We start from the raw sequence: 24562 nt of genomic DNA on the forward strand, positions 1-24562 counted from the left end.
GAGCGGCGAAACCGCAACCGGATGACGGCTCGACCCTCCGTGTGAACCCGGCGCGGCGATCGGGAGCGGATCGCCGCGCGCGGAGCCGTTCAGTTCGCCCGTGAGACCTCGACGAGGTTGTCGGAGAACGAGGGCGCGTGGCCCATATCGGTGAAGGCGCCGGACGAGATGCTGTTCACCGTGCCCTCGTTGAGCTGGCGCCAGTAGCCCAGCGTCGCCACCACGATCCCTGCCTTCACGTCGTCGGTGATGCGGGCCACGCCCTTGAAGGCGCCGCGGTCGTTGGCGACCTGCACCCGGTCGCCGTCCCGGATGCCGCGCGCGCCGGCGTCGGCTTGGCTGATCATCACGAACTGCTCGCCCTGGCCCTTCTGCTTGTCCTCCATGTTGGCGTAGCAGGAGTTCAGGAAGTAGTGGCTCTTGGGCGAGACGATGTTGAGCGGGTAGCGCTTGGCGAGTTCGGGATCGTTCGTGTGCGACTCGCGCGGGCCGAGGTAGTCCGGCAGCGGGTCGAGCGCCTCGCCGGGCTGGAAGCCCTCGTACATCTGCCGGAAGGGCGGGGCGACGAAGTTCGTGGCGCCCTCCACCTTCAGCATGCACTTGCCGGTCGGTGTCGGGAAGTTGCCCTCCCGGTGCGGCGCCCGGTCGTCCGGCGTGCCGACCTTGAGCCGGGCGAAGCCGTGCTCGCGCATGTACTGGAGGTCGATGCCCTCGCAGGCCGGCGATGACCAGTCGACGTAGTGCTCAAGGCACTCGCTGTCGCTCCACTTGAAGTTCTCCTCCTCGAAGCCGAGCCGGGCGGCCAGCCGGCGGAAGATCTCGTTGTTGGGGATCGCCTCGCCCGGCGCCTCGGCGCACTTGGTGTTGTAGGTCAGGTAGAGGTGCCCCCAGGAGAGGATCATGTCCTCCATCTCGGCGCCCATGGTGGCGGGCAGCAGGATGTCGGCGTAGGAGGCGGTGTCCGAGATGAAGTGCTCGGCCGAGACCATGAACAGGTCCTCGCGCATCAGCCCCTCGACGATCTTGTCGGTCTCGGGCGCCTGCGTCACGGGGTTCGAGTTCCAGCACATCATCGACATGATCGGCGGGTCGAGCTGCATCTCGCCGGTGAGCGCCCGGCCGATCTGAAGGTTCGAGACGACCCGGGTCCCCTCCGGGATCAGGTCCGGGCGGCAGATGACGTCGAACTTGTAGGGATGCTCCCAGACGCCGAACTGCGTGATGCCGCCGCCGACATGGCGCCACGCGCCGGTCAGCGCCGGGATGCAGGTCACCGCCCGGATGGTCTGGCCGCCGCCGTAGTGCCGCTCCAGCGCCACGCCGATGCGGATGCCCACCGGCTGCTCGGTCGCCATCTCGCGGGCGAGCTTCCGGATGTCGTCGGCGGAGACGCCGGTGATCGCCGCGGCCCATTCGGGCGTGCGCGTGCTGGCCCGCTCCTTCAGCTCCGCGAAGCCGACCGTGTGGTTGTCGACGTAGTCCTGGTCGACGAGGCCCTGTTCGATGATCGAGTTGATCAGCGCCATGGCGAGCGCGCCGTCGGTGCCGGGCTTCGGCGCGATGTGCCAGTCGGCGGCCTTGGCGGTGCGCGACGCGTAGGTGTCGATCACCACGACCTTGGCGCCCTTCTTCTGGGCGTCCTTCACGATCGCCCAGTGGTGCAGGTTCGTGCTGACCGAGTTGCAAGCCCAGATGACGATGTACTTGGAATGGATGTAGCTGTCCGGGTCGAGGCCGGCCGTCGGACCGACGGTGAGGAGCCAGGCCGTGCATGAGCCCTCGCCGCAGAAGGTCCGCTCGGTCACGGTGGCGCCCATGCGGTTGAAGAACGCGTCGCCGCCGTTCAGCCCGTGCACGAGGCCCTGGTTGCCGAGGTAGCTGTAGGGCGCGATGGCCTGCGGCCCGTACTGGTCGATGATCGCCTTCCAGCGGGTGACGATGGTGTCCAGCGCCTCGTCCCAGGTGATCCGCTCGAACTGCTTCGAGCCCTTCGGGCCGACGCGCTTCATCGGGTAGAGTAGCCGGTCGGGGTGGTAGTGGCGCTTCTCGTAATCCTTCAGCTTCACGCAGAGACCGCCGCGGGTCATCGGGTGGTCCGGGTTGCCGCGCACGCTCAGGAGCTCGCCGCCCTTCACCTCGAACAGCATCGAGCACGTGTCGGGGCAATCGTGCGGGCAGCCTCCGTAGAAGACCTCCGAGTAGGCCTCGGGCTGGACGATCTCGTTCATACTCTCTTCCTCACCGGCCGCGGGCGTCCCGTTATTGTTCAGGCGTCCCGGATCCCGATCGGCGAAGCGTACAATGAGAGGAAGAAAAATTCTAACTCGAATCCCGGCGGCCGATCGCGCACGCGCGCCGCTCGGTGGCCCGTCCGCCCCGCGGCGCCCTCACCGCCCCGCCTTCCCTTGCGCGGGCGCGCCCCCATCTGAGGGATGGACGAAGCGGGGGCCTGCGACATGCGGTTCGAACTCTACCGGGACGCCAAGGGCGAGTGGCGCTGGCGCCTGCGGGCGCGCAACGGCGAGGTGATCGCCGATTCGGGCGAAGGCTATGTCCGCCGCGAGGATTGCGAGCACGGCATCGCGTTGGTCCGCCAGAGCGCCGAGGCGCGCATCGAGGACATGACGACGAAGATCGCCTGACCCCGCGCGTCTCAACCTGCGATCAACCCTGTCCGAAACGTCGCAGCGGTTAAGCTGCAACGCTTCCGCTCGCCCACGCGTTGCAGCGGTTCGGACCGAGCGGAGCCCGTCGCCCTGCGCGGTTCGTCGACCAGGACGAATGACACAAAGGGAGTCGAGACCGTGCTGAGGAAATTCCTGCTCGCGGCCCTGCTGGCGCTGGGCTTCGCGGCCGCGGCGCCGGAGGGCGCGTCCGCCGCGCCCATCGGCCCGGGGCTGGCTCTGCCCGCCGAAGCCGCGCCGGCGGTGGCCGAGAAGGCCCAGTACTACTACCGTCGCCGGTTCTACGGCCCGCGGCCCTACTGGCGTCGCCCGTACTACGGCCGCCGGTTCTACTACGGCCCGCGGCCCTACTACCGTCGTCCCTACTGGCGCCGTCGGTTCTACTACTGATCGGCTCTCCGACCTGACCGGCCCGGCGGCTCCAGCGAGCCGCCGGGCTTTTTCACGCCCCGATTCGGGGTGCGCGACCGCGAGCCTTGCTTTATCGTGCCGGTAACGGGACCGCCGACGGCAGATCGGCGCGCCCGAGAGGAAGCTCGATGAACGATATTGCGCAACGCGCCGAGCCCGCGGCGGCGGCGCCGGACCTCTGGCAATCCATCCCGCTCGAATGCATCCTGAGCGCGGTCGCCGTTCTGCTGGCGGCGGGGCTCAAGCTCGCCGGCGTGATGTCCTGACGGCGTGCGGGGGGCGGATGGACGGCATGCAGCACGTCGCACTCTCACCGGCCGGAGGCGCGCCGCCCGCTGAGGTCGATCTGCCCAAGGGCGATCTCACGGTGCGCACCATCGCCATGCCGGCCGACACCAACGCCAACGGCGACATCTTCGGCGGCTGGGTGCTGTCGCAGATGGACCAGGCCGGCGGCATCGCGGGCGTCGACCGGGCGCAGGGCCGGGTGGTCACCGTGGCGCTGGAATCGATGACCTTCATCCGGCCGGTCCGGGTCGGCGACGTGCTGTGCGTCTACACCCGGGTGTCGCATGTCGGCCGGACCTCGATGAAGATCGAGGTCGAGGCCTGGGCACGGCGGTTCTGCACCCAGGTCCGCGAGCGGGTCACGCAGGCCACCTTCACCTTCGTGGCCATCGACGAGGACGGCCGGCCGCGGCAGATCCCGCCGGCCGTGCCGTCCCCGTCCGCGACGACTACTTGATCACCCCGCAGGCGACGCGGTCGCCGGCACCGCCGATCGGCTGGGTGTTGTGGTCGTCCTCGTTGGCGTGGATGATCAGCGCCGCGCCGTCCCCGTCCTTCAGGCCGCCCTCGCCGTTCAGCGGCGTCTCGCTGGAGACCTCGGCATTGGCCGAGCCGTCCTGCGCCGCGTAGAGGTTCGGCAGGTCGCCCTCGTCGGGGCCCTCCGCGTTGAGCAGCCCGTGCTTGCTCTGGTCGTGGTTCACGTGCGCCTTGGAGTTCATGAACTTCGGGTCCGAGCAGTCGCCCACGGCGTGGAAATGCATCCCGTGCCAGCCGGGCGGCAGGCCACCGGGCTGGATCGTCACGCGCAGGACCAGGGCATTTGCCCCGTCGCGGATCGCCAGCGTGCCGATCGGGTCGCCCTTCGCGTTCTTGATCGGCGCCGTGTAGGTCTCTGCCGGTTTGGCCGCCTCCTTGGGAGGCTCCTGTGCCAGGGCGCCGCCGGCGGCGGCGGTCCCGAGCAGTGCGAGCAGCGGCAGGGTGCGGGTCATGCGGTGGCTCTCCTTTACGGCCCGGTCTAGTTAGGGAGCGCGCCGGCCTTCGACAGGGCGGCGGCCCGAAACCTCCGCCGCAGACCTGCCGGAACCGCACGAAGCCCCGATGACCCGAGACCGGACCAGCCCGGACCGCGCGGCCCCCGCGGACGATCCCGCGGAGAACCCTGCGCCGCGGCGCGCCGACCTGTATCTCGTGGCGCACGGCCATTTCGAGAGCCGGGCCCGGGCCCAGGCGGCGATCCGTGCCGGGCTCGTGCGGGTCGACGGGCGCCCGCTCGCGCGCGCCTCGGACCCGATCGCCCCGGGGGCGCGGGTCGAGGCGGAGCCCGAGCACCCCTACGCCTCCCGCGGCGGCCTCAAGCTCGCCGCCGCGCTGGACGCGTTCGGCGTCGATCCGGAGGGCCGGGTCGCCCTCGACGTCGGCGCCTCGACGGGCGGCTTCACCGACGTGCTGCTCGCCCGCGGCGCCCGCCACGTCCACGCCCTCGACGTGGGCCGAGGCCAGCTCCATCCGCGGCTCGCCGGGGACCCGCGCGTGACCAACCGCGAGGGCACCGACATCCGCGGCCTCGGCCCGGAGGCCCTCGTCCCGCCCCCCGACCTCGCGAGCGTGGACGTGAGCTTCATCGGCCTGCGCCTCGTGCTGCCGGCCCTCCCGGGCCTGCTGAGGCCGGGCTCGGCGATCGTCGCGCTGATCAAGCCGCAATTCGAGGCCGGCCGCGCCCGGGTCGGCCGCGGCGGCCTCGTGCGCGACCCGGCGGTCCACGCCGAGGTCTGCGCGGCCGTCCGCGGGACCCTCGAGGGGCTCGGGGCCGCGATCCTGGGCCTGATCGACTCGCCGGTGCCGGGCGGCGACGGCAATGCCGAATTCCTGATCGGTGCGAGGTTGCCGTGAGCGAGCCAGCGGATAGCGAGACGGTCACGATCCGGGAGCTCGGCGCCCGCGGCGACGGGATCGCCGAGGACGGGACCTTAGTCCCCTACACGCTGCCCGGGGAACGCGCGGAGATCCGCCGGGAGGCGCGGCGCGGCGCCCTGCTCGGCCTAGCGCAGGCCTCGCCCGACCGGGTCGAGCCGTTCTGCCCGTACTACATGCGCTGCGGCGGCTGCCGCACCCAGCACCTCGCGCGGACCGCGGAACTCGCCTGGAAGCGCGACCTCGTCGCCCAGGCCCTGTCCCAGGCGCGCCTCGACGTGACGCCCGGGCCGGCCATCGACGCCCACGGGGCGGGACGCCGCCGCCTCACCCTGCACGTGCGGGAGATCGGCGGCCGGGCCGAGGCTGGGCTGATGCCGGCGCGCAGCCACGCGCTGGTGCCGATCGACCATTGCCCGATCACCGTGCCGGCGCTCCACCCGGCCCCGGAGGTCGCGCGCCGCCTCGCCGCCCCGCTGGGCCACGGGCGCAAGCCCCTCGACGTCGCCGTGACGGCCACCGACCAGGGCCTGGACGTCGACCTGCGCGGTCACGGACCGGTCAGCGCCGGCGTCGGCGCCGCGCTGGTGCGGATCGCCGGCGAACTCGGCCTCGCTCGGCTCTCCCTGCACGGCGAGCGCCTGATGGAGGCCGAGCCGGTCTCGGTCACGGCGGACGGCCCCGCCGCGGCGACCCGCCTCTACCCGGCCCCCGGCGGATTCCTCCAGGCGACCGCGGCCGGTCAGGCGACGCTCTGCGACCTGACTCTGGCGGCCCTCGGCCCCCGCATCCGGCGCGTCGCCGACCTGTTCGCGGGCTGCGGGCCGCTGACGCTGGCGATCGCCCGGACGGCCGCGGTCCACGCCGTCGAATCCGATGCCGCGGCCCTCGCGGGCCTCGAGCGGGCCGCGCGCGCCGCCGCGGGCCTGCGCAAGATCAGCGGCGAGCGCCGCGACCTGTTCCGGCGGCCCCTGCTGCCCCCCGAACTCGATGCCTTCGACGCGGTGGTGTTCGACCCGCCGCGGGCCGGCGCGGAGGCCCAGGCCCGCCAGCTTGCCGCCGCCCGCGTGCCCCTGGTGATCGGCATCGCCTGCGACGCCGGAACCTTCGCGCGGGACGCGGCGACGCTGGTCGCCGGCGGTTACCGGCTGGAGACCGTCACGCCGGTCGACCAGTTCCGCCATTCGGGCCATGTCGAGATGGTCGGGGTGTTCCGGCGCGAGCCCGCGCGGCGGCGCTAGGCCACGCAACCGGCGGCCACGTTTCCCGTTCTCCCGGCGACGGGAGACCTTCCATGATCCGCGGATTCCTCGGTACCGCGACGCTCGGTGCGCTGAGCCTCGCCCTCATCACCCCGCTCGCGGTGCAGACGCGAGCGCCCGACCAGACCGGCACGGGCGGCGGCCCGGTCTCGACCATCACGGCGCCGAACACCAACAGCCTCGGCGTCACCAAGCCGCCCGGCACGTCTCTCGGCCCCGGCGAGGTGCCGACCCCGGAGCAGCGGCGGCGCGAGCGCGCTCTGACCGACAAGATCGAAGGCAGCATCTGCGACGGTTGCAACTGAGATCGGGTCGGGGTCGCTCGGGCCGGGTTCCCGCTCAGACCATCGCCAGTCCGGGTTGCGGTGTTCGACCGGGCCGTGCCCCACAAACGGCTCTCCATTCGGCGCGACCTCGGGCGGCGCGGAACTTCAGATCGCGCTCGCTCCGGCCTGCGGGCCCCGCGGGTCCGCCGAGGGGCTTGGCCAAACCGCCGGCTCGATACAGCAGCGACCGGCGAACAGGATTGTTGCCAGCGCATATTTCCATATTGGTTGCAGTATATCCATATTCATAATCCAATGTTCTATCTTCAAGCAAGTCATTTTGTAGATATACTCCAAATATTGATCTTCATATGCACGGATATGGCGGCACCTACAGCGGATCATTGCTCAAAAATCGTGTTCTCGTTCATTGATTCGCAACTTGATGCTTCGTAAGACTTGCGCGTCGCGGGTCCTAGCCTGGGGGCGGCGACGTACAGCCGCGACTTCAAGTGAAGGAAACGCCGCCATGGCCCTCGTGAAGAAAGCCGCCCTGTCGGGATCGCACGCGCAGGTCCGGAAGGGCGAGCCGGCCAGTCTGAGCCAGCTCGGGCGCCTCAACGAGGAGAGCCGGCGCAAGGCCCGGACCTTCGCCAAGCAGCAGAAGGCGGCGGAGCGCATCGCGGCGGCGACAACCCAGCTCGCCAGCGGCGTCGCCGAGGCCTCGTCGGCGGCCGAGGAGCTGCGCAAGGCGATGGAGCAGATCGCCGCCGGCGCCGAGGAGGCGGCCGGGGCCTCCGAGCAGTCGCAGCGCGCCGTCACGACCGTGTCGGAGGTAATCGGCACCGCCCGCACCGAGGCCGAGACCTCGCGCCAGAAATCGGAGGCGCTCCAGGGACTCATCGCCGGCGTGAGCCAGCAGATCCGGCTCAGCGTCGGCTCGATCGCCACGGCGGCCGAGCGTCAGGCGGCCTCGGTCACGCTGATCGTCGAGCTGGAGCGGCAGGCGGCCAATATCGGCGACATCGTCCGCGCCGTCGCTCGCATCGCCGACCAGACCAATCTCCTGGCCCTGAACGCCGCCATCGAGGCGGCCCGGGCCGGCCAGCACGGCAAGGGCTTCGCGGTGGTCGCCGACGAGGTCCGCACCTTGGCGGAGACCTCCGAGCGCAGCGCCCAGGAGATCCAGGCGCTGATCGGCCGGATCCAGGAAGACGTGAAGGTCATCGCCGAGGGCATCAACCGCGCGGCCGAGGGCGCGCGCCAAGAGGTCGCGCGGGGCGAGACGATCACCGCCCAGCTCGAGGCGGTGCGGCAGGCCATGGTCGAGATCATGCGCGGCGCCGAGACCATCGCCCGGGTGGCCGTCGAGTCTGAGAAGGCCGCGGTCGAGGCGCAGAAGGGGTCCGAGCTGATCGCGGCGGCGGCCGAGGAGCAATCCTCCGCCTGCCAGCAATCGCTCAAGACCATCGAGCAGCAGACCACCGCCCTCGGGGAGAGCGAGCAGGCTGCCACCGAGCTCGCGACCCTGGCGGACGAGCTGAAGAACGCCACCGACGTCGGCAAGAGCGCCGAGGAGGTCGCCTCGGCGGCCGAGGAGCTGTCCTCGGCGGTGGAGGAGATCAACCGGGCCGCCGCGCAGATCACCACGGCGCTCGACCAGATCGACCGGGGCGCCCAGCAGCAGACGGCAGCCGCGCAGCAATCGGCCGCCGCGATCGCGCAGATCGAGAAGGGAGCGCTCCTCGCCCAGGACAGCGCCCGCGACGCCCTGGAGAAGGGCGGCCTGATCACGAGCCAGCTTCAGGAGAACCGGGCCGCGGTAGACGGACTGGTCGCGGGCGTCGGCAATGCCCTCGCGGAGACCGACCGGAGCCGAGAGCAGATCAACGCCCTGGAGCAGGTGAGCCGGAAGATCGACAAGATCGTCGACGCGATCACCACGGTGGCGATCCAGACCAACATGCTGGCGGTGAACGGCTCGATCGAGGCGGCCCGGGCCGGCGAGTTCGGCAAAGGCTTCATGGTGGTCTCCACCGACATCCGCAACCTCGCCCGGGATTCCTCGGAGAACGCGGAGCGGATCAAGGACCTCGTGAAGGCGATCCAGGACCAGATCGTGGTGGTGCGCCGGGACCTGGAGGCGATCTCCGCGGCAGCCGCCGCCGAGGTCGAGAAGAACCGGGCGATCACCCGCGACCTCGAGACCACCGCCGACGACATGGGCGTGGTGCTCGACGGCAACCGGCAGATCCTCCAGGGCGCCGACCTGATCATCCGCAACGTCGAGGAGGCGAAGCGCGGCGTCGACCAGATCGCCACGGCGGCCCGCCAGGGCGGCCAGGCGGTGAACGAGGCGCAGCAGGCCGCCCGCGAGCAGGCGAACGGCGCGGAGGAACTCGCCGCCGCCATCGAGGAGGTCGCGTCGCTGGCCGACGAACTCCAGAACCAGGACTGAGACGCGCCCGGCCGGGACGGCCCCACCCGAATCCTGCTCAGCCCGGAGCCCGCCATGTCCAACGACGCCTCAGCCTCGGCCGCGACCGACCGGTCGGAGACCGCCTCCGCGCTCCAGTTCGTGACCTTCCACGTCGCCCGCGAGACCTACGCGGTGCCCCTCGCGGAGGTGCAGGAGATCATCCGCCTGCCCGACATGGTCGACGTTCCCCTGGCACCCCCCGCCCTGGTGGGACTGGCCAACCTGCGCGGCTCGGTCCTGCCGGTGGCGAGCCTGCGGCGGCTGTTCGAGCTGCCCGACCGGGTCCACGACGACGCCGCCCGGGTGGTCGTGGTCGGCCAGGGGTCCGGCGACGGCGGCGGCGCTGGCGGGACCTCCGGCTTCGTGGTCGACCGGATGGCGAGCGTGATCACCGCCGAGCCCGGGGAGATCGAGGGGACTGACGGCCTCACCGCCACCGCGGCGACCGAGCTGCTCGCGGGCGTGATCAAGCGGCCGGCCGGCATCGTGCTGATCATCGATCTCGGGCGCCTGCTGCAGCGCAGCGGGTCCGTGCGCGCCGGCGCAGAGGGCGGGTCGGGCGGACGGAACGCGGTCGGGCCGATCGAGGCCGGCGGCGCGGCCTCGGCGCGGCCGGAGGGCGAGGCCGGGCTCTCCGACGAGATCCAGCTCGTGTCCTTCGAGCTCGCGGGCCAGGAATACGCCCTGCCGATCGAGCAGGTGCAGGAGATCGTCCAGGTCCCCGACCGCGTCAGCGAGCTGCCGAAGGCCGAGCGCCACGTCATCGGTGTGATCAACCTGCGCGACCGGTTGCTGCCCCTGGTCAGCCTGCGGGCGCTGTTCGGGCTGCCGGGCGTGCCCCTGGGAGAGCAGAACCGGATCGTGGTGGTCGCCTCCCGGGAAGCCGCCGGCTCCGTCGGCATCGTCACCGACACGGTGAAGGAGGTGCTGCGGGTGCCCCGCGCGGTGGTCGACCCGCTGCCCGACCTGCTCGCGCAGGGCGACGCGCTGCGCGAGGTCGAGGCGATCTGCCGGCTCGGCGGCGGCAGGCGGCTGGTCTCGATCCTGTCGGCCGCCCGCCTGTTCGCCACCACCGGGATCGCCGGCGGCCTCGCCGGCCTCGGAGCCGCAGAGGAGGGACCCGTGCAGGAACGTCAGACCGCGACCGCGCCGACGCGCGCCGACGAGGAGGAGCAGTTCGTCGTCTTCCGCCTGGCGGACGAGGAGTACGGCGTGCCGATCGACGCCGTGCACGAGATCGTCCGCGTCCCCGAGCAGCTCACCCACGTGCCGCGGACGCCCGGCTTCATTGAGGGCATCGTCAACCTGCGGGGGGCGGTGCTGCCGGTGGTCGACCAGCGCCGCCGCTTCCGGCTCCCGGAGGCCGCGCGCAACGACCGCCAGCGCATCATGGTCTTCGCGATCGCGGGGGTGCGGACCGGCTTCATCGTCGACTCGGTCTCGGAGGTCCTGAAGATCCCCCGCTCGGCCATCGTGCCGGCGCCGGACCTCGCGCAGGACGAAGACAGCGCCGTGGAGTGGGTCGCCAACCTCGCCGCCGCCAAGCGGATCATCCTGATGGTGAACGTCGACCGGCTCCTCAGCCGGCACGAGGTCGCGGATCTGCAGGCGGCCTGAGCCGCCGTCTCCGGGCCCGGTCCGAGGCCGCTCCTGCCACGCAACCCGCCATGCCCAAGCTCCTGATCGTCGACGACTCCGCTCTGATGCGCAAACACCTTCGCCTGATCTTCGAGGAGACGGGCCAGTTCGAGGTGCGCACGGCGCGCAACGGCCGCGACGCCCTGGACCAGATCGACAGCTTCGAGCCCGACGTGGTCACCCTCGACATCAACATGCCCGAGATGGACGGACTCACCTGCCTCGGCGAGATCATGGCGGCGCGCCCGCGCCCGGTGGTCATGGTCTCGTCGCTGACCCGCGAGAGCGCCGCCGTGACCCTGGAGGCGATGCAGCTCGGCGCCGTCGATTACGTGGAGAAGCCCGGCGGCACCGTCTCCCTCAACATCGGCGAGGTCCGGGACGAGATGGTCGCCAAGGTCCGCGTCGCGGCCCGGGCCAAGCCCGGCCGCGCCCGCGGCCTCCTCGACCGGGTCCGGCGCGGGCGCGGCGAGATCGCGAAGCGCCGCCCGGCGCCCCGGACCGCGGCCCGCGTGGAGGGCTGCGTCCTGATCGGCGTGTCGACCGGGGGACCGCGGACGCTGGAGGAGATCCTGCCGGAGCTTCCGGCCGACCTGCCCTGGCCGGTCGTGATCGCCCAGCACATGCCGGGCTCCTTCACGGGGGCCTTCGCCCAGCGCCTGGACCGCCTCTGCGCCCTGGGGGTGGTGGAGGTGACCGCCCCGGTCCCCCTCGCGGCGGGCCGCGTCTACATCGGCCGGGGCGACGCCGACGTGGTGATCGAGCGCCGGCTCGGCCGGCTCGCGGTCGCCACCGTCCCGAGCGACCCGGCCCTGCGCTGGCACCCCAGCGTCGACCGCCTCGTCCGCAGCGCCCGGGATCACCTGCTGCCCGAAGCCCTGATCGGCGTCGAACTCACCGGCATGGGCGACGACGGCGCCGCCGCCCTGGCGGCCCTGCGGGCTGCCGGCGGCCGCACCATCGCGGAGGCCGAGTCGAGCGCCGTCGTGTTCGGCATGCCGGCCGAGCTGATCCGCCTCGGCGGCGCGACCCTGACGCTGCCCGCCCGCTCCATCCCGGCCCAGCTCGTCGGCTGGCTGTCCTGAGATCGACACCGAGACTGACATGGCCCTGGTCCGCAAGCACCCCGCCCTCCCCGCGCCGGCGGAAGCCCCAGAGGATCCCCGGATCGCCCTGGAGGGCCCGACGGCCGCCGGGCGCCGCGACGCGGCCCATCGCCTGGCCGCCGATCCCGACGCCGCCGGCCTGCTGGCCGACCGCCTCGCCCGCGAGGCGGACCGGAGCGTCGGCGAGGCGATCCTCGGCGCCCTCGGCCGCATCGGCACCCCGGCGGCGGCCGAGCGCCTGTTCGGCCTGCTGGGCTCGGAGGACGTCTGGCTGCGCAACGCCGCGATCGAGACGCTGCAGGAGATGGACGCGGCGGTGCTCGGCGCCCTCGAGCGGGCCCTCGCCGATCCCGACAGCGACCGCCGGATCTTCGCGGTGAACGTGCTGGTCTCCCTGCGCCACCCGGCGGCCGCGACCTACGCCCGCCGGGTCCTGGTCGAGGACGGGCACGTCAACGTCTGCGCCGCCGCCCTCGACGTGCTCGCCGAGATCGGCACGCCCGAGATGGTGCCGGAGATCGAGGCCGCCGCCGCCCGCTTCCCCGACGCGCCGTTCCTGCGCTTCGCGGCCAGGGCCGCCTGCCGCCGCATCACCTGACCGGCGGCCGGCATGACCGCACCGTTCCCGCCGCCGACGCCCGTCGTCACCGATGCCGACTTCGTCCGCTTCCGCGACTTCTTCTACCGCAAGACCGGCATCATGTTCGCCGACAACAAGCGCTACTTCGTCGACAAGCGCCTGCAGGAGCGGATGCTCGCGAGCGCGCTGCCGGTCTTCCGCGACTACTTCAACACCCTGCGATTCCAGGCCAGCGGCCAGGAGTTCCAGACGCTCGTCAACCTGATGACCGTCAACGAGACCTACTTCTACCGCGAGGAGTACCAGTTCCGCTGCCTCGTCCGGTCGATCCTCCCGGAGGTTACCCGGCGCAAGCGGCCGGGCGAGCCGGTGCGGATCTGGTCGGTGCCCTGCTCGACCGGCGAGGAGCCCTACTCGATCGCCTTCCAGCTCCTCGACACGTGGCCGGAGGTCGACCGGTACGACATCGAGATCGTCGCCTCGGACATCGACACCGCCGTGCTCGACCAAGCCAAGCGCGGCCTCTACGGCGACCGCGCGGTCCAGCACGTCCCCCGGGCGACCCTGGAGCGCTACACCCGGCGGGTGCAGGGCGCCCACGAGGTGATCCCGGACATCCGCGAGTCGATCGCCTTCGCGCAGGTCAACCTCTCGGACCCGCTCTCGACCCGGCAGTTCCGCGGCTTCGACGTCGTGTTCTGCCGCAACCTGCTGATCTACTTCGACGACGCGTCCCGCCGCGGCGCCGCCCAGACGCTCTACGAGGCGCTCGATCCCGGCGGCTTCGTCTGCCTCGGCCATTCCGAGTCGATGAGCCGGATCTCCGCGCTGTTCGACCTCCGGAAGTTCGCGGAGGCGATCGTCTACCAGAAGCCCCTGAGCGCGGAGGCCTGACATGGCCAGGATCCTCGTCATCGACGACGCCACCACGGTGCGCCTGTACTACCGCGACGTGCTGGAAGAGGCCGGCTTCGCGGTCGAGGAGGCCGTGAACGGCTACGAGGGCCTGGAGAAGGCCGTCGCCGAGGGCTTCGACCTCGTCCTCGTCGACGTGAACATGCCCAAGATGGACGGCTACGCCTTCCTGCGGCAGGGCCGGACCATGCCGGAGCTCCAGGCGGTGCCGGCCGTGATGATCTCCACGGAGAGCGCCGGCGCCGACCGCGCGCGGGCCTTCGCGGCGGGCGCCAACCTCTACCTCGTCAAGCCGGTGCGCCCGGACGCCCTCGTCGCGGTCGCCACCGTGATGGCCGGAGCCGCACCGTGACCAACGCCCTGCTCGCCCAGTTCATCCCCGAGGCCCGCGAGCTCCTGGAGCGCGCGGGGAGCGGCATGCTGGCCCTGGAGAAGTCGCCGGGCGCCGAATCCCTCGACGACGTCTTCCGGGCGGTGCACACCCTCAAGGGCACGTCCGGCCTGTTCGAGATCGCGCCGCTGACCCATCTGGTCCACGTGGCCGAGGACCTTCTGGTCGAGGTCCGGGCCGGCACGCTCGTCCTGGAACCCACCATCGTGGACGGGCTCCTCGACAGCCTCGATCTGGTCGGCCACTGGATCGACGTCCTGGAGAGCCGCGCGGTCCTGCCGGACGACGCCGACGCCGTCATGGCGGGCCGGGTGACGGCCATGCGGGCGTGGCTCCCCGCGGCGATCGAGGCCACCGTCGCGCGGGCCGATTACGGGCCGCCGGACTGGCTCGCCGACCTCCCCGAGGCGGACCGGCAGGCCGCCTGGAGGCGCGCCGCGGCCTCGGGCGCCCTCCTGATCGCCTGGCACTACGAGCCCGACGAGACCTGCTTCTTCCGCGGCGACGACCCGGCCCATCTGGTGGCGCAGGCCCCGGGCCTCGTCGCGCTGCGGGTACGGCCGCGCGCCGCAACTCCGTCGCCGGAGACCTGCGATCCGGTGCTGAGCTGGCTCCGCTTCGAGGTTCTGTGCGTCGCCGACGCCGAGGCGGTTGCCGACCATCTGCGCTACGTCGCCGATCAGGTCCGGGTCGGCGCGATCCGGCCGGACGACCTGATCGTCCTGACCGGGACGGAGGATGAGGCCGAGGTGTTCGGCGACTTCGCCGCGCGGGCCGGAACGCTCCTCGCCGAGGACGCCCGGGCGGACCTCGCCGCCGCCGCCGCCGCCCTGCTGGGGATCGTCGGCGCCGGGACCCGGCAGGCCTGCGCCCTGCGCTGGATCGCGGCGCTGGCCGCCACGGCGGAGACCGAGACGCTGCGCCGCCTCGCCGCCGACCTCGGCGGCCCGCGGCCGGCCTCGGGTTCGCCGCCGACCGATCGGCCGCCCGCAGACGCGCCCGCCCCGGACTTCGCCCTGCGCCAGCAGGCAGAGGCGATCCTCGCCGCGCAGGCCGAGATGCTGGCCGTGCCGACGGACCCGGCCGTCGCGGAGGGCCGGTTCGAGTCCGTGCGCACGGTGGTGCGGCGCTGCCTGCCGCATCTGGCGCCCAGCCGGGCCGTCGCCCTGGAAGCAGCCCTGGGCCGAGCGCGCGCGGGCGCCACCGAGACCCTCGGCGCCGTCCTCCGCGGCGTGGCGAGCGGCGCGGCCGCCGCACCGCCGATGCCGACACCCTCCGGAGAGCCCGCGCCGCGGCCCACCGCGGCCCCGCCGCCGGCGACCGAGCCGCGCGATGCCCCGGAGGGATCCGGCCCCGACGCCAAGGGTCCGACGCGCATGCTGCGGGTCGAGCAGGGCAAGGTCGACGCCCTGATGAACTTCGCGGCCGAGCTGACGGTCGCCAAGAACGGGCTCGCGTATCTCGCCGGGCGCGTCGAGCAGGTCAGCGGCTCGCGCCAGCTCGGTCGGGAGATCAAGGAGCAGTACGCGGTCATCGACCGGATCGCCCAGAGCCTGCAGGTCGGCGTCATGGCGATCCGCATGATGCCGGTGAGCCAGGTTTTCCAGCGCTTCCCCCGGCTCGTCCGCGACATCACGCGCAAGCTCGGCAAGGAGGTCGAGCTGGTGATCCTGGGCGAGGAGACCGAGGCCGACAAGAACGTGCTGGAGAGCCTCGCCGACCCGCTGATCCAAATGGTCCGCAACGCCCTCGATCACGGCATCGAGACCCCCGCGATCCGGATCGCCGCCGGGAAGCCGGCGCGCGGCACCCTGCGGCTCGCGGCGCGGCAGGAGAACGACAACGTCATCATCGAGGTGGCCGATGACGGCCGCGGCATCGACCCGGAGGCGGTCCGCGAGAAGGCGCTGCGCAGCGGCCTGATCGGCCCGGATCAGACCGCCCAGATGACTGCGGAGGATCTCGTCAACCTCGTCTTCGCGCCCGGCTTCTCGACGCGGGATCAGGTCTCGGACCTCTCGGGGCGGGGCGTCGGGATGGACGTCGTGCGCAGCGCGGTGCGCAGGGCGGGCGGCGACGTCTGGCTCGCGAGCCAGCCGGGCGCGGGCACCTGCGTGACCGTGCAGCTGCCCCTGACCATGGCGGTGACCCGCATCGTCACCGTGGTGGCGCGGGGCCAGCAATACGGGGTCGCCATGGACGCGGTGGCCGAGACCGTGAAGGTTCCGCGGGACCAGATCCACCGGATCAAGCAGCGCGAGACCTTCGTCCTGCGGGACGCGATGATCCCCCTGATCCGGCTCGCCGACAGCCTGGGCCTCCCGGCGGCCTCGGACGCGCCGCCGGAGGAGGAGGCCGTCATGGTCGCCCGTGTCGGACGCGAGCGGGTCGGTATCGTGGTCGACGGCTTCCGCGAGCGCATGGAGGTCATCGTGCGGCCCCTCGACGGTCTCCTCGCCGGCCTCGCTGGCTTCTCCGGGACGGCGCTCCTCGGCGACGGAAGGGTTCTCCTCGTCCTCAACCTGTCGGATCTGCTCTGATGGCCCTCGAACACAGCGGCGCCCGCATCCGGCTCTCGGGCCACTGCCCGGTCGAGGATGCCGAGCCGCTGCTCGATATCCTGCGCGCCACCCCGGAGGCCGTCGTCGACCTCACCGGCGCGGCGTGGCTCCACACGGCGGTCCTCCAGGTGCTGATGGTCGCGGCACCCGCCCTCCGCGGCCGGCCGGCCGGAGCGGTGCCGGCGGCTTGCCTGGCCGCGCTGCCCGAGGCCGCCGCGGAAGGCGCCGCGGAGGCCGAGCGCGGATGACCGAGCCGGGGACCGGGCGCATCCTCGCCGTGGCGAACCGCAAGGGCGGCACCGCCAAGACCACGACGGCCGTGAATCTCGCCGCAAGCCTCGCGGAGCGCGGCCGGCGGGTGCTGCTCGTCGACCTCGACAGCCAGGGCCATGCCGGCCTCGGCTTCGGCGTGCGGGCGAGGCCCGGCGAGCCGACGGTGCACGACCTGTTCCGCGGCACCGGGGTGACGGATCTCGGGCGCGCCGTGCGGCGCGCCGCCGTGCCGAACGTGGACGTGCTGCCGGCCGATCGCGGCTTCTCGGGCCCCGACGGCGCCGTCGCGCCCCTCGGCCTCGCGGCGGCGCTGAAGCCCCTGGCGACGGATTACGCGGTGATCCTGATCGACACCGCACCGACGGCCGACGCCCTGCTGATCAGCGCCCTGGCGAGCGCGCACCACGTCTTGGTTCCGACACAGCTCAGCCACCTCGCGGTGGACGGCGTCGGGCAGTTCGCGCGCGCGTTCTTCCGGGTGGCGACGAGCCTCAATCCCGGTCTGCGCGGCCTCTCGATCGTGCCGGTGCAGGTGGATCTCCGGATCACGATGCAGCGGGAGGCCCTCGAGCAGCTCGCGAGCCGGTTCGGCCGGGAGCGCCTCCTGGCTGGGATCCGCACGGACATCGCTCTGGCGGAGGCCTTCGGGTGCGGACAGCCGGTTCGGTACGTGAAGCCCCGTGCGCGGGCGGTGCAGGACTTCGAGCTGTTATGCGACCACGTCATGGAAAAATGCATTGCCGGGCAGATTGGAACGATTAAAACTTAGCCGTTCACACAGACATGGAGTTCAGAGCGAGAAATGAATACGATATTACTGGTGGACGACTCACCGACCATTCTTTCGAGCATGTCAGGAATACTTCGCAGTTCGGGATATGAAACCGAACAGGCCGCCGATGCCGAGACGGCACTCGCGAAGGTCAAGGCAGGCCTGAAGCCGGCCCTCGTGATCACGGACTTCCACATGCCCGGCATGGACGGCGTCCAGTTGATCCAGGAGTTGCGGAAGCTCGCGCCGACCCGCTTCACGCCGATGCTCGTTCTCACGACGGAATCGCAGCAGGAGAAGCGCGACGGCGCGCGCCAGGCGGGGGCGACCGGCTGGCTGGTGAAGCCGGTCCAGGCCGACAAGCTGCTGCAGGTCCTCACACAGGTCGCCCCCGCGATTCAGCGCCGCGCCGCCTGATCCGGGCGACCCCTCTCCGCTGAAGCCCGCTCCGCGGGCCTCGGCCTCGCCCGGCCCCGCGCCACCGCTTCCGACCGAATGACCGTTCCCGCGATGCAGATTGCTGCCCGTCCCTCCGCGAAGACCGAGCTGCGGACGCTCCTGCTCAGTGCCGCGGCCGGCGGCGCGGTCGGGGCCGTGCCGCTGATCCTGGGGATCGCGCAGCCGGCGCAGCTCCTCTTCGCGGCCGCCGCCGCGCTCTGCGGGGGCCTCGTGACCCGCGGGCTGCAACCGTCCTGCCGCGCGGTCGAGCCGGATGCCCCGCCGATGGCGGTCACGCTTCGGGCCGAACCGGCGGCCGCCCCGGCGCACGGAGCGGCCTGCGCCGAGGCCGTGGCCCGGGATCTCGGCGACCTCGACCCCTATTTCGCCGTGACGGGCGAGCAGCTGCGCAGCATCGTCGCGCAGACCGAGGCGGCCGCCGCCGCGATCCTCGCCTCGCTGCAGAGGCTCGACGCCGCCCAGGCGCGCAGCGCCGCCTGCATCGGCGGCGCGCACGACCGCATCGTCGGCTTCGCCGAGCAGAGCGACGCCGCGCTGCAATCCCTGGCGGCGGCCCTCGGCGCCTATCTCGACCGGCGCCTGAACGAGACCCGCGAGGAACGCGGCACCGTCGAGGTGGCCGTCGGGCAGATGCGCGGGCTCGATGCCCTGATCCTCAGCCTCGAGAAGGTCGGGGCGGCGACCCGGATGCTGGCGCTCAACGCCAACATCGAGGCGGCCCGCGCCGGGGCCCACGGAGCCGGCTTCCGGGTCATCGCCCGGGAGCTCCAGGATCTCGCGCAGACCTCCCAGACCGCGATGGCCGAGGCGCGCGTGCAGGTGGCGGACGCGCAGCAGACGATCAGCCGGGTGCTGATCGCCGATCGCGGGGACGACGCGACCCGCACCGAGCAGGAGCGCCTCCGCGCGCTGATGGCCGAACTCGGCGGGATCGCCGAGACGACCACCCGGGTCCTCCTCGGGATGGCGCGGACGGACCTCGCCGAGGTCAAGGCGCAGAATGCGGCGGTGGGCGACGAGGTGCTGTCGGTCTTCGGCCAAGTTCAGTTCCAGGACGTCGTCCGCCAGCAGATCGAGGCGGTCGATGCCGCCAACGCGGCGCTGCAGCTCTGCCTCGACGGCCTGCGCCGGCGACTGATCGGCACCGGGCCGGGGCGGGCGAGCGCGCCGGCGGCGATCCTCGAGACCGCGCGGGCGCGCTACGTCACCCAGATCCAGCGCCGCGTCGACGCCCAGGCCCTTGACCACGTCGTCGACCAAGCCCTCGACCCGGTAGCGCCCGACATCGAGCTGTTCTGACGGGTCGGGCCGCGATGTCACGGAAGCGTCAGAAAACAGCGCCACATCCGCGGCACAGCTTGCATCGACCGTCGCGGTGCCGGATGCGGGCTGCGGCCCCGCGCTGTCCCGTGACCGATCCGCATCCGAGACCCGTACGTGATCTTCATCCACCAGCCCGCCGTCGGCGCCGGAGCCACGCTGCTTGAGCGCCGCGTCATCGATCTCCAGGACACGATCCCCGAGGACACGGTCTGGCTCGACCTGATCCGCCCGAGCCGCGAGGAGGAACTGAAGGTCGAGTCGTTCGCGGGCATCGAGGTGCCGACCCGCGAGGAGATGAAGGACATCGAGCCCTCGGAGCTGCTCTACGTCGAGGACGGCGCCCGTTACATGACCGGCCGGGTGCTCTCGAAGGTCAGCGACGCCGAGGAGCCGGGGCTGGCCGGCATCACCTTCATCCTGCGCGGCAACCGGCTGGTGACGGTGCGCCACGAGGAGCCGCAGGCCTTCCGCATGTACACGCAGCGCGCCGGGCGCTCCATGGGCAACGGCGGCGCCTCGACACCCTCGGGCGAATCGATCCTGGCCGGGCTGATCGAGGCGGTGATCGACCGCGCCGCCGACGTGCTGCAGCTCCAGGGCGAGCGCATCGACCGCCTGTCGGGCAAGATCTTCGAAGTGCAGGAGGATCCCTCCGCCCGCAACACCGCGCTGCAGGACACGCTGCGGGCGCTGGGCCGGCACGGCGATCTCATCTCCAAACAGCGCGAGAGCCTCGTCTCCATGGAGCGGATCCTGCTCTCGCTGTCGGCGACCTACCGGACCAACAAGGCCCCGCGCGACCTGCGCGAGGACGTGCGCTCGACCCTGCGGGATCTTCAGTCCCTCGAGGAGCACGCCACCTTCCTGTCGACGAAGATCCAGTTCCTGCTCGACGCGACCTTGGGGCTCGTCAACCTCGAGCAGAACAACATCATCAAGCTGTTCTCGGTCATGGCGGTCGTCTTCATGCCGCCGACCCTGATCGCGTCGATCTACGGCATGAATTTTAAGTCCATACCGGAACTAGATTTCGCCTTCGGATACCCGATGGCGCTGATCATGATGGTCGTGGCGGCGGTATTTCCCTACTTCTTCTTCCGGTGGAAGAAGTGGCTCTGACAACAAACGCCGGTATAGAGCCGACAGAATCTTAAGACCTCCACGGGAGCATGGTTGGGCCTGAAGGCGCGGCGCGGCCGCGAAGACGGAACCTCCCATGCGCTTCTCCCTCAAGACGGTCCTCGCCGGTGCCATCGGCCTGCTCGCCCTCGCCGCCGTCGGCCAGGGCATCGCCAGCGTCGTGAGCCTGTCGGAGATCGAGCGGAACGCCGCGGCGATCTCGCAGCAGGCCCTGCCCGCGCAGAACCAGGCCGAGGCCATCGGGACGGCCGTGCGGGACGCGCGCCTGCGGCTCTACCGGCTCGCGGTGGCCTCGCCCGACGCGGCGGCCCTGGACAGGAACCAGACGGCGCTGACCGACGCCCTCGGCGAGCTGTCCGGCCTCCGGCAGGCCTATCAGGACCGCCTGACGAGCCCGGAAGCCCGGGCGATCTACGAGCGCTTCACCAACGCGTGGAACGCCTATCAGAACATCCAGCTGCAGGTGGTCGAGCTGATGATCGCGGGCGACCAGCCGGGCGCCCTCGCGCTCGTGCTCGATCCCGCGACGGGCGCGCAGAACGACGCCGCGGTGGCCAGCCTGACCGAGTCGATCGCGGCGGCGCGGGGCCAGACCGAGGCCAACGTCACCCAGACCGTGCAGGCGGCGACGCGGGCCAAGCTGATCGCGCTGATCGCCACGGTGGTCGGCCTCGCGGTCGCGGCGGCCGCGATGCTGTTCGCCCTGTTCGGGATCGCGCGCCCCATCGAGCGCATGACCGGCGCGATGGGCCGCCTCGCCGAGGGCGACGAGACCGTGCCGGTCCCGCATACGGGACGGCGCGACGAGATCGGCGCGATGGCGGCGGCCGTGCAGGTCTTCAAGGACAACCTGATCCACACCCGCGCCCTGGAGCGGGAGACCGCCCTGGCGCGCGAGGGCGCCGAGGCGCAGCGCCGGCGCGCGGTCCACGCCATGGCCGAGTCCTTCGAGGCCGCGGTCGGCGGCGTGCTGGCCCGGGTGGCGGACGCCGCCCTCGGCCTGCGGGCCGACGCCGAGGCGATGAGCGGCACGGCCACGCACACCGCGGAGCGCTCGGCCACGGTGGCGGGCGCCGCGCAGGAGGCCGCCCAGCATGTCGGCACGGTCGCGGCGGCCGCCGAGGAACTCGGCGCCTCGGTGCAGGAGATCGGCCGCCAGGTCGACGGGTCCGCCGAACTCGCCCGGAGCGCGGTGGTCCAGGCCGGCGACACGGCCGGCCTCGTGCAGGAACTGAGCACCGCCGCGGGCCGGATCGGCGACGTCGTGCGCCTCATCACCGACATCGCCGGCCAGACGAACCTGCTGGCGCTGAACGCCACGATCGAGGCGGCCCGCGCCGGCGATGCGGGGCGCGGTTTCGCGGTGGTCGCCAGCGAGGTGAAGCAGCTCGCCGCCCAGACCGCCCGGGCCACCGAGGAGATCGCCGGTCAGGTCGGCCGTATCCAGGGCGCGACCGGGCAGACCGTGGACGCGATCGACGGGATCACGGCGCGCATCCGCGAGATCGACGGGGTGGCGACCTCGATCGCGGCCGCCGTCGAGCAGCAGGGCGCGGCGACCCGGGAGATCGCCCGGAACGTGGCCGAGGCGGCGTCCGGGACCGGCGCGGTCACCGGGACGATCGACGCGGTGGCGCGGGCGGCCGACGACACGGGCACGGCCGCCACGCGGATGCTGGCCTCGGCGTCGAGTCTCTCGGAGGAGGCCGCCGAGCTGCGCCGGGAGATCGACGCCTTCCTGCACACCGTGCGCGCGGCCTGAGGCTCGGCCTCAGGCTTAGCCGGGGCTCGACAGCTTCATCAGGACGAGCCCGGAGCCGATCAGGCCGGCCGCGAGGATCCGGCTGGCGCTCGCCTGCTCCCCCAGCACGGCGATGCCGATCAGGAAGGCGCCGACCGCGCCGATTCCGGTCCAGATCGTGTAGGCGGTGCCCAGGGGCAGCGTGCGCATGGCCAGCGCCAGGAAGCCGACGCTGCCGGCCATCGACACGGCCATGATGGCGGTCGGCCAGAGGCGCGTAAAGCCCTCCGACTGCTTCATCGCGAAGGCCCAGACGACCTCCAGCACGCCCGCGGTGACGAGATAGATCCAGGCCACGGCGGCCCTCCCGAAAGGGCCGGGCCGTCCCGGACTTGTGCCCCGCGTGGCGGGGGGAGGACGTGGCCTCGCGGCGGGTCAGCTAGCGATGATCGGCCGAGCCCGCAAGCGCAGCGGCCGCGGATCCCTCAGGCCACCGCGGCGAGGTGCTTGACCTCGGCCTTGGCCACCACCTTGCCGACCGGCGGCGCCTTGCAGGTCTCCGCCTCGGGCGCCAGGACCGGCGGCTGCACCCAGCGGCCGGCATCGAGGTCGGCGATCCGGCCGTTGATCTCGCGGATGACGTAGCGCGAGAACGGGTAGACGTGGAGGTAGATCACCATGTTGGTGACCACGGCCTCCAGGGCGGCCGGGTTGCGGCGGGCGGTCTCCAGGAACACGCTCCAGAAGTGCTTGGCGAGTTCCGGACGCCGCACGGTCATCCGCCAGCACACCCGCAGCAGCGAGTAGAGATCGTGGGCGATGTGGCCCCAGTTGAGCTTCTGGGCGGCGAATTTCGGCCGCTTCACCCGCCGGGCGACCACCCGGACCCGGTCGAAGAAGTTCGGCGGGTCGTAGATCTCCTGGAGGACGTCGCGGTAGTCGGCCAGCACGTCGCGCTGCGGCCGCAGGGTCACGAAGTTGATGCCCTGCGTGCACTGGTCGCCCTGGTCGGCGGTGGTCGCCGCGTAGTTCTCGTAGAGGCGGCCCTCCTTGCGCAGGCGGCGCGAGAGCTGCGTGTTCGGCAGCGCGAAGAGCAGGCCGACCATGGCGATCGGGATGCCGGTCTGGCCGATGCACAGCGACATCGCCTTGCTGATGCTGTCCTTCTCGGTGTCGAAGCCGACGATGAAGCCGGCCGTGACGAACATGCCGTGCTCGTAGAGCTTGTGCACGCTGTCGGCGATCGAGCGCTTGGTGTTCTGCTTCTTCTGCGTCTGGATCAGCGTCGCCTCGTCGGGCGTCTCGATCCCCGTGAACAGGGCGAAGAAATTCGCGTCCCGCATCATCCCGAGCAGCTCGTCGTCGTCCGCGAGGTTCAGCGAGGCCTCGGTGGAGAACTTGAACGGGTAGCCGTGCTCCTCCTGCCACTTGATCAGGTGGGGCAGGAACAGCTTGATCGCCTTCTTGTTGCCGATCAGGTTGTCGTCGACGAAGTCGACGTGCCCGCGGTAGCCGAGGCCGTAGAGCCGGTCGAGTTCCGCCAGCATCTGCGGCGTGGTCTTGGTCCGCGGGGCGCGGCCGTAGAGCTCGATGATGTCGCAGAACTCGCAGGTGAACGGGCAGCCACGTGAGAACTGGACGCCGATGTAGAGGTAGTGGCTGAAGGTCAGCAGGTCGAAGCGCGGGATCGGGCTCTTGGTGACGTCGGCCTTGAACTTCTCGGCCGTGAGCCGGCCGCGGCGCTCGCCGGCCTCCCAGGCGGCCACGAACGTGTCGAGGATGCCCTCGGCCTCGCCCAGCACCAGGAAGTCGGCCTTGTCGTAGACCTCCGGCGTCGAGGTCGGGGCCGGGCCGCCGACGCAGACCGGGGTTCCGAGCGCCACGCAGCGGTCGATGACCACGAGGCAGTCCGGCTCCTGGGGCAGCATGCCGCCGGTCATCACGAGGTCGGCGGCCTGGATCTGCGCGTCCGTCAGTTCCTCGCAGTTGCGGTTGACGAGCGTCACCTGCCAGGCCGGCGGCAGCATCGCGGCCAGCGTGATGAGGCCCAGCGGCGGCGCCGGCGCGCGGGCGCCCTGCAGCTCCATGGCCTCTTTGAAGTTCCACATCGAGTTTTCGTAGAACTTCGGGAACACCATCAGCACGCGCGGGGCCGTGTTCGCTTCCGACATGCCAGTTTCCCTCGTTCACACGCACGGTCCCGGCCCGACCGGAGATCGGGGCGGGTACAGGATCGCTCCCCTGACCTGCGGGCGAATTAAGGCCGTTTTTCGCTCCCGCAGCAATCGGAGCCGCCGATCCCGACAGGACGCGCGTCCGGGCCCCGCGAATCAACCCCGCCGACGGGTCCCGGGGCGGATCC

At 71.8% G+C, this 24562-nt stretch carries 24 protein-coding genes; 20 read left to right on the top strand and 4 right to left on the bottom strand.

Annotation, left to right across the window (positions count from 1 at the left end):
- Nucleotides 1-89: 89 nt before the first annotated feature.
- The gene (locus C4T42_RS24930; protein WP_020095630.1) at nt 90-2228 is read right to left on the bottom strand and encodes a molybdopterin oxidoreductase family protein; all 2139 of its coding nucleotides are present in this window, start codon (nt 2226-2228) and stop codon (nt 90-92) included.
- 228 nt (nt 2229-2456) lie between these two features.
- On the opposite strand from C4T42_RS24930, the gene C4T42_RS24935 reads away from it, so the two are divergent.
- The 4 genes from C4T42_RS24935 (at nt 2457) to C4T42_RS24945 (ending at nt 3840) form a co-directional block, all read left to right on the top strand.
- A complete protein-coding gene (locus C4T42_RS24935) occupies nt 2457-2642 on the top strand; it encodes a DUF1508 domain-containing protein (RefSeq protein ID WP_026605317.1) in 186 nt (61 codons plus the stop codon).
- Nucleotides 2643-2804: 162 nt separating this feature from the next.
- A complete protein-coding gene (locus tag C4T42_RS24940) occupies nt 2805-3074 on the top strand; it encodes a hypothetical protein (RefSeq protein WP_020095628.1) in 270 nt (89 codons plus the stop codon).
- A gap of 149 nt (nt 3075-3223) precedes the next feature.
- Nucleotides 3224-3361, top strand: a complete 138-nt coding sequence (locus C4T42_RS32075) for a hypothetical protein (RefSeq protein ID WP_020095627.1) — start codon at nt 3224-3226, stop codon at nt 3359-3361.
- A gap of 26 nt (nt 3362-3387) precedes the next feature.
- Entirely contained in the window at nt 3388-3840 is a 453-nt protein-coding gene (locus C4T42_RS24945; RefSeq protein ID WP_020095626.1) for an acyl-CoA thioesterase, read from the top strand.
- On the opposite strand, the gene C4T42_RS24950 is transcribed toward C4T42_RS24945, so the two are convergent.
- A complete protein-coding gene (locus C4T42_RS24950) occupies nt 3833-4372 on the bottom strand; it encodes a superoxide dismutase family protein (protein WP_020095625.1) in 540 nt (179 codons plus the stop codon). The two genes, C4T42_RS24945 and C4T42_RS24950, sit on opposite strands and share 8 nt — an antisense overlap.
- A gap of 109 nt (nt 4373-4481) precedes the next feature.
- On the opposite strand from C4T42_RS24950, the gene C4T42_RS24955 reads away from it, so the two are divergent.
- From C4T42_RS24955 to C4T42_RS25030, 16 genes are all read left to right on the top strand, one after another.
- On the top strand, nt 4482-5273 hold the full coding sequence (locus tag C4T42_RS24955) for a TlyA family RNA methyltransferase (protein WP_020095624.1): 792 nt from the start codon (nt 4482-4484) through the stop codon (nt 5271-5273).
- Nucleotides 5270-6535, top strand: a complete 1266-nt coding sequence (locus tag C4T42_RS24960) for a class I SAM-dependent RNA methyltransferase (protein ID WP_042672474.1) — start codon at nt 5270-5272, stop codon at nt 6533-6535. The genes C4T42_RS24955 and C4T42_RS24960 overlap by 4 nt, the downstream gene beginning before the upstream one ends.
- Nucleotides 6536-6588: 53 nt before the next feature.
- Complete coding sequence (locus tag C4T42_RS24965; RefSeq protein WP_020095622.1) at nt 6589-6861, top strand: hypothetical protein; 273 nt, start codon at nt 6589-6591, stop codon at nt 6859-6861.
- 490 nt (nt 6862-7351) lie between these two features.
- On the top strand, nt 7352-9280 hold the full coding sequence (locus C4T42_RS24970; protein ID WP_103986039.1) for a methyl-accepting chemotaxis protein: 1929 nt from the start codon (nt 7352-7354) through the stop codon (nt 9278-9280).
- A 54-nt stretch (nt 9281-9334) separates the two neighbouring features.
- Nucleotides 9335-10918: a chemotaxis protein CheW gene (locus C4T42_RS24975; protein ID WP_020095619.1), complete on the top strand. Its 1584-nt coding sequence runs from the start codon at nt 9335-9337 to the stop codon at nt 10916-10918.
- Nucleotides 10919-10968: 50 nt separating this feature from the next.
- On the top strand, nt 10969-12024 hold the full coding sequence (cheB, locus tag C4T42_RS24980; protein ID WP_091980855.1) for a chemotaxis-specific protein-glutamate methyltransferase CheB: 1056 nt from the start codon (nt 10969-10971) through the stop codon (nt 12022-12024).
- A gap of 19 nt (nt 12025-12043) precedes the next feature.
- Nucleotides 12044-12643, top strand: coding sequence for a HEAT repeat domain-containing protein (locus tag C4T42_RS24985; RefSeq protein WP_020095617.1), 600 nt, complete (start codon nt 12044-12046; stop codon nt 12641-12643).
- 12 nt (nt 12644-12655) lie between these two features.
- Nucleotides 12656-13519 carry a protein-glutamate O-methyltransferase CheR gene (locus C4T42_RS24990; protein WP_020095616.1) on the top strand — a complete coding sequence of 288 codons (864 nt, stop codon included), beginning with the start codon at nt 12656-12658 and terminating at the stop codon, nt 13517-13519.
- 1 nt (nt 13520) lies between these two features.
- A complete protein-coding gene (locus C4T42_RS24995) occupies nt 13521-13892 on the top strand; it encodes a response regulator (protein ID WP_020095615.1) in 372 nt (123 codons plus the stop codon).
- On the top strand, nt 13889-16471 hold the full coding sequence (locus C4T42_RS25000) for a chemotaxis protein CheA (RefSeq protein ID WP_103986040.1): 2583 nt from the start codon (nt 13889-13891) through the stop codon (nt 16469-16471). Before C4T42_RS24995 ends, C4T42_RS25000 begins: the two co-directional genes overlap by 4 nt.
- Complete coding sequence (locus tag C4T42_RS25005) at nt 16471-16740, top strand: hypothetical protein (protein ID WP_042672513.1); 270 nt, start codon at nt 16471-16473, stop codon at nt 16738-16740. Before C4T42_RS25000 ends, C4T42_RS25005 begins: the two co-directional genes overlap by 1 nt.
- Complete coding sequence (locus C4T42_RS25010) at nt 16737-17534, top strand: ParA family protein (RefSeq protein WP_103986041.1); 798 nt, start codon at nt 16737-16739, stop codon at nt 17532-17534. The genes C4T42_RS25005 and C4T42_RS25010 overlap by 4 nt, the downstream gene beginning before the upstream one ends.
- Before the next feature lie 51 nt (nt 17535-17585).
- On the top strand, nt 17586-17954 hold the full coding sequence (locus tag C4T42_RS25015; protein ID WP_085986780.1) for a response regulator: 369 nt from the start codon (nt 17586-17588) through the stop codon (nt 17952-17954).
- 93 nt (nt 17955-18047) lie between these two features.
- On the top strand, nt 18048-19295 hold the full coding sequence (locus C4T42_RS25020) for a methyl-accepting chemotaxis protein (protein ID WP_146074033.1): 1248 nt from the start codon (nt 18048-18050) through the stop codon (nt 19293-19295).
- A gap of 138 nt (nt 19296-19433) precedes the next feature.
- Complete coding sequence (locus C4T42_RS25025; protein ID WP_012320756.1) at nt 19434-20438, top strand: magnesium transporter CorA family protein; 1005 nt, start codon at nt 19434-19436, stop codon at nt 20436-20438.
- Nucleotides 20439-20535: 97 nt separating this feature from the next.
- On the top strand, nt 20536-22221 hold the full coding sequence (locus C4T42_RS25030) for a methyl-accepting chemotaxis protein (RefSeq protein ID WP_042672509.1): 1686 nt from the start codon (nt 20536-20538) through the stop codon (nt 22219-22221).
- 15 nt (nt 22222-22236) lie between these two features.
- Here the strand turns inward: C4T42_RS25030 and C4T42_RS25035 are convergent, their stop codons facing one another.
- Both C4T42_RS25035 and C4T42_RS25040 read right to left on the bottom strand, forming a co-directional pair.
- Entirely contained in the window at nt 22237-22557 is a 321-nt protein-coding gene (locus C4T42_RS25035) for a multidrug efflux SMR transporter (RefSeq protein ID WP_020096241.1), read from the bottom strand.
- Nucleotides 22558-22685: 128 nt separating this feature from the next.
- Nucleotides 22686-24371, bottom strand: a complete 1686-nt coding sequence (locus C4T42_RS25040; RefSeq protein WP_020096240.1) for a B12-binding domain-containing radical SAM protein — start codon at nt 24369-24371, stop codon at nt 22686-22688.
- Between the last annotated feature and the right edge of the window lie 191 nt (nt 24372-24562).

Origin of the sequence: Methylobacterium sp. 190mf, from assembly GCF_900107945.1 — a bacterium.
Classification (GTDB): Bacteria; Pseudomonadota; Alphaproteobacteria; order Rhizobiales; family Beijerinckiaceae; genus Methylobacterium.

Coding starts and splice junctions, on each gene's coding strand:
- C4T42_RS24930 (WP_020095630.1), bottom strand. CDS start 2,228: ATGAACGAGATCGTCCAGCCCGAGGCCTACTCGGAGGTCTTCTACGGA.
- C4T42_RS24935 (WP_026605317.1), top strand. CDS start 2,457: ATGCGGTTCGAACTCTACCGGGACGCCAAGGGCGAGTGGCGCTGGCGC.
- C4T42_RS32075 (WP_020095627.1), top strand. CDS start 3,224: ATGAACGATATTGCGCAACGCGCCGAGCCCGCGGCGGCGGCGCCGGAC.
- C4T42_RS24945 (WP_020095626.1), top strand. CDS start 3,388: ATGCAGCACGTCGCACTCTCACCGGCCGGAGGCGCGCCGCCCGCTGAG.
- C4T42_RS24950 (WP_020095625.1), bottom strand. CDS start 4,372: ATGACCCGCACCCTGCCGCTGCTCGCACTGCTCGGGACCGCCGCCGCC.
- C4T42_RS24955 (WP_020095624.1), top strand. CDS start 4,482: ATGACCCGAGACCGGACCAGCCCGGACCGCGCGGCCCCCGCGGACGAT.
- C4T42_RS24965 (WP_020095622.1), top strand. CDS start 6,589: ATGATCCGCGGATTCCTCGGTACCGCGACGCTCGGTGCGCTGAGCCTC.
- C4T42_RS24970 (WP_103986039.1), top strand. CDS start 7,352: ATGGCCCTCGTGAAGAAAGCCGCCCTGTCGGGATCGCACGCGCAGGTC.
- C4T42_RS24975 (WP_020095619.1), top strand. CDS start 9,335: ATGTCCAACGACGCCTCAGCCTCGGCCGCGACCGACCGGTCGGAGACC.
- cheB (WP_091980855.1), top strand. CDS start 10,969: ATGCCCAAGCTCCTGATCGTCGACGACTCCGCTCTGATGCGCAAACAC.
- C4T42_RS24985 (WP_020095617.1), top strand. CDS start 12,044: ATGGCCCTGGTCCGCAAGCACCCCGCCCTCCCCGCGCCGGCGGAAGCC.
- C4T42_RS24990 (WP_020095616.1), top strand. CDS start 12,656: ATGACCGCACCGTTCCCGCCGCCGACGCCCGTCGTCACCGATGCCGAC.
- C4T42_RS24995 (WP_020095615.1), top strand. CDS start 13,521: ATGGCCAGGATCCTCGTCATCGACGACGCCACCACGGTGCGCCTGTAC.
- C4T42_RS25005 (WP_042672513.1), top strand. CDS start 16,471: ATGGCCCTCGAACACAGCGGCGCCCGCATCCGGCTCTCGGGCCACTGC.
- C4T42_RS25010 (WP_103986041.1), top strand. CDS start 16,737: ATGACCGAGCCGGGGACCGGGCGCATCCTCGCCGTGGCGAACCGCAAG.
- C4T42_RS25020 (WP_146074033.1), top strand. CDS start 18,048: ATGCAGATTGCTGCCCGTCCCTCCGCGAAGACCGAGCTGCGGACGCTC.
- C4T42_RS25030 (WP_042672509.1), top strand. CDS start 20,536: ATGCGCTTCTCCCTCAAGACGGTCCTCGCCGGTGCCATCGGCCTGCTC.
- C4T42_RS25040 (WP_020096240.1), bottom strand. CDS start 24,371: ATGTCGGAAGCGAACACGGCCCCGCGCGTGCTGATGGTGTTCCCGAAG.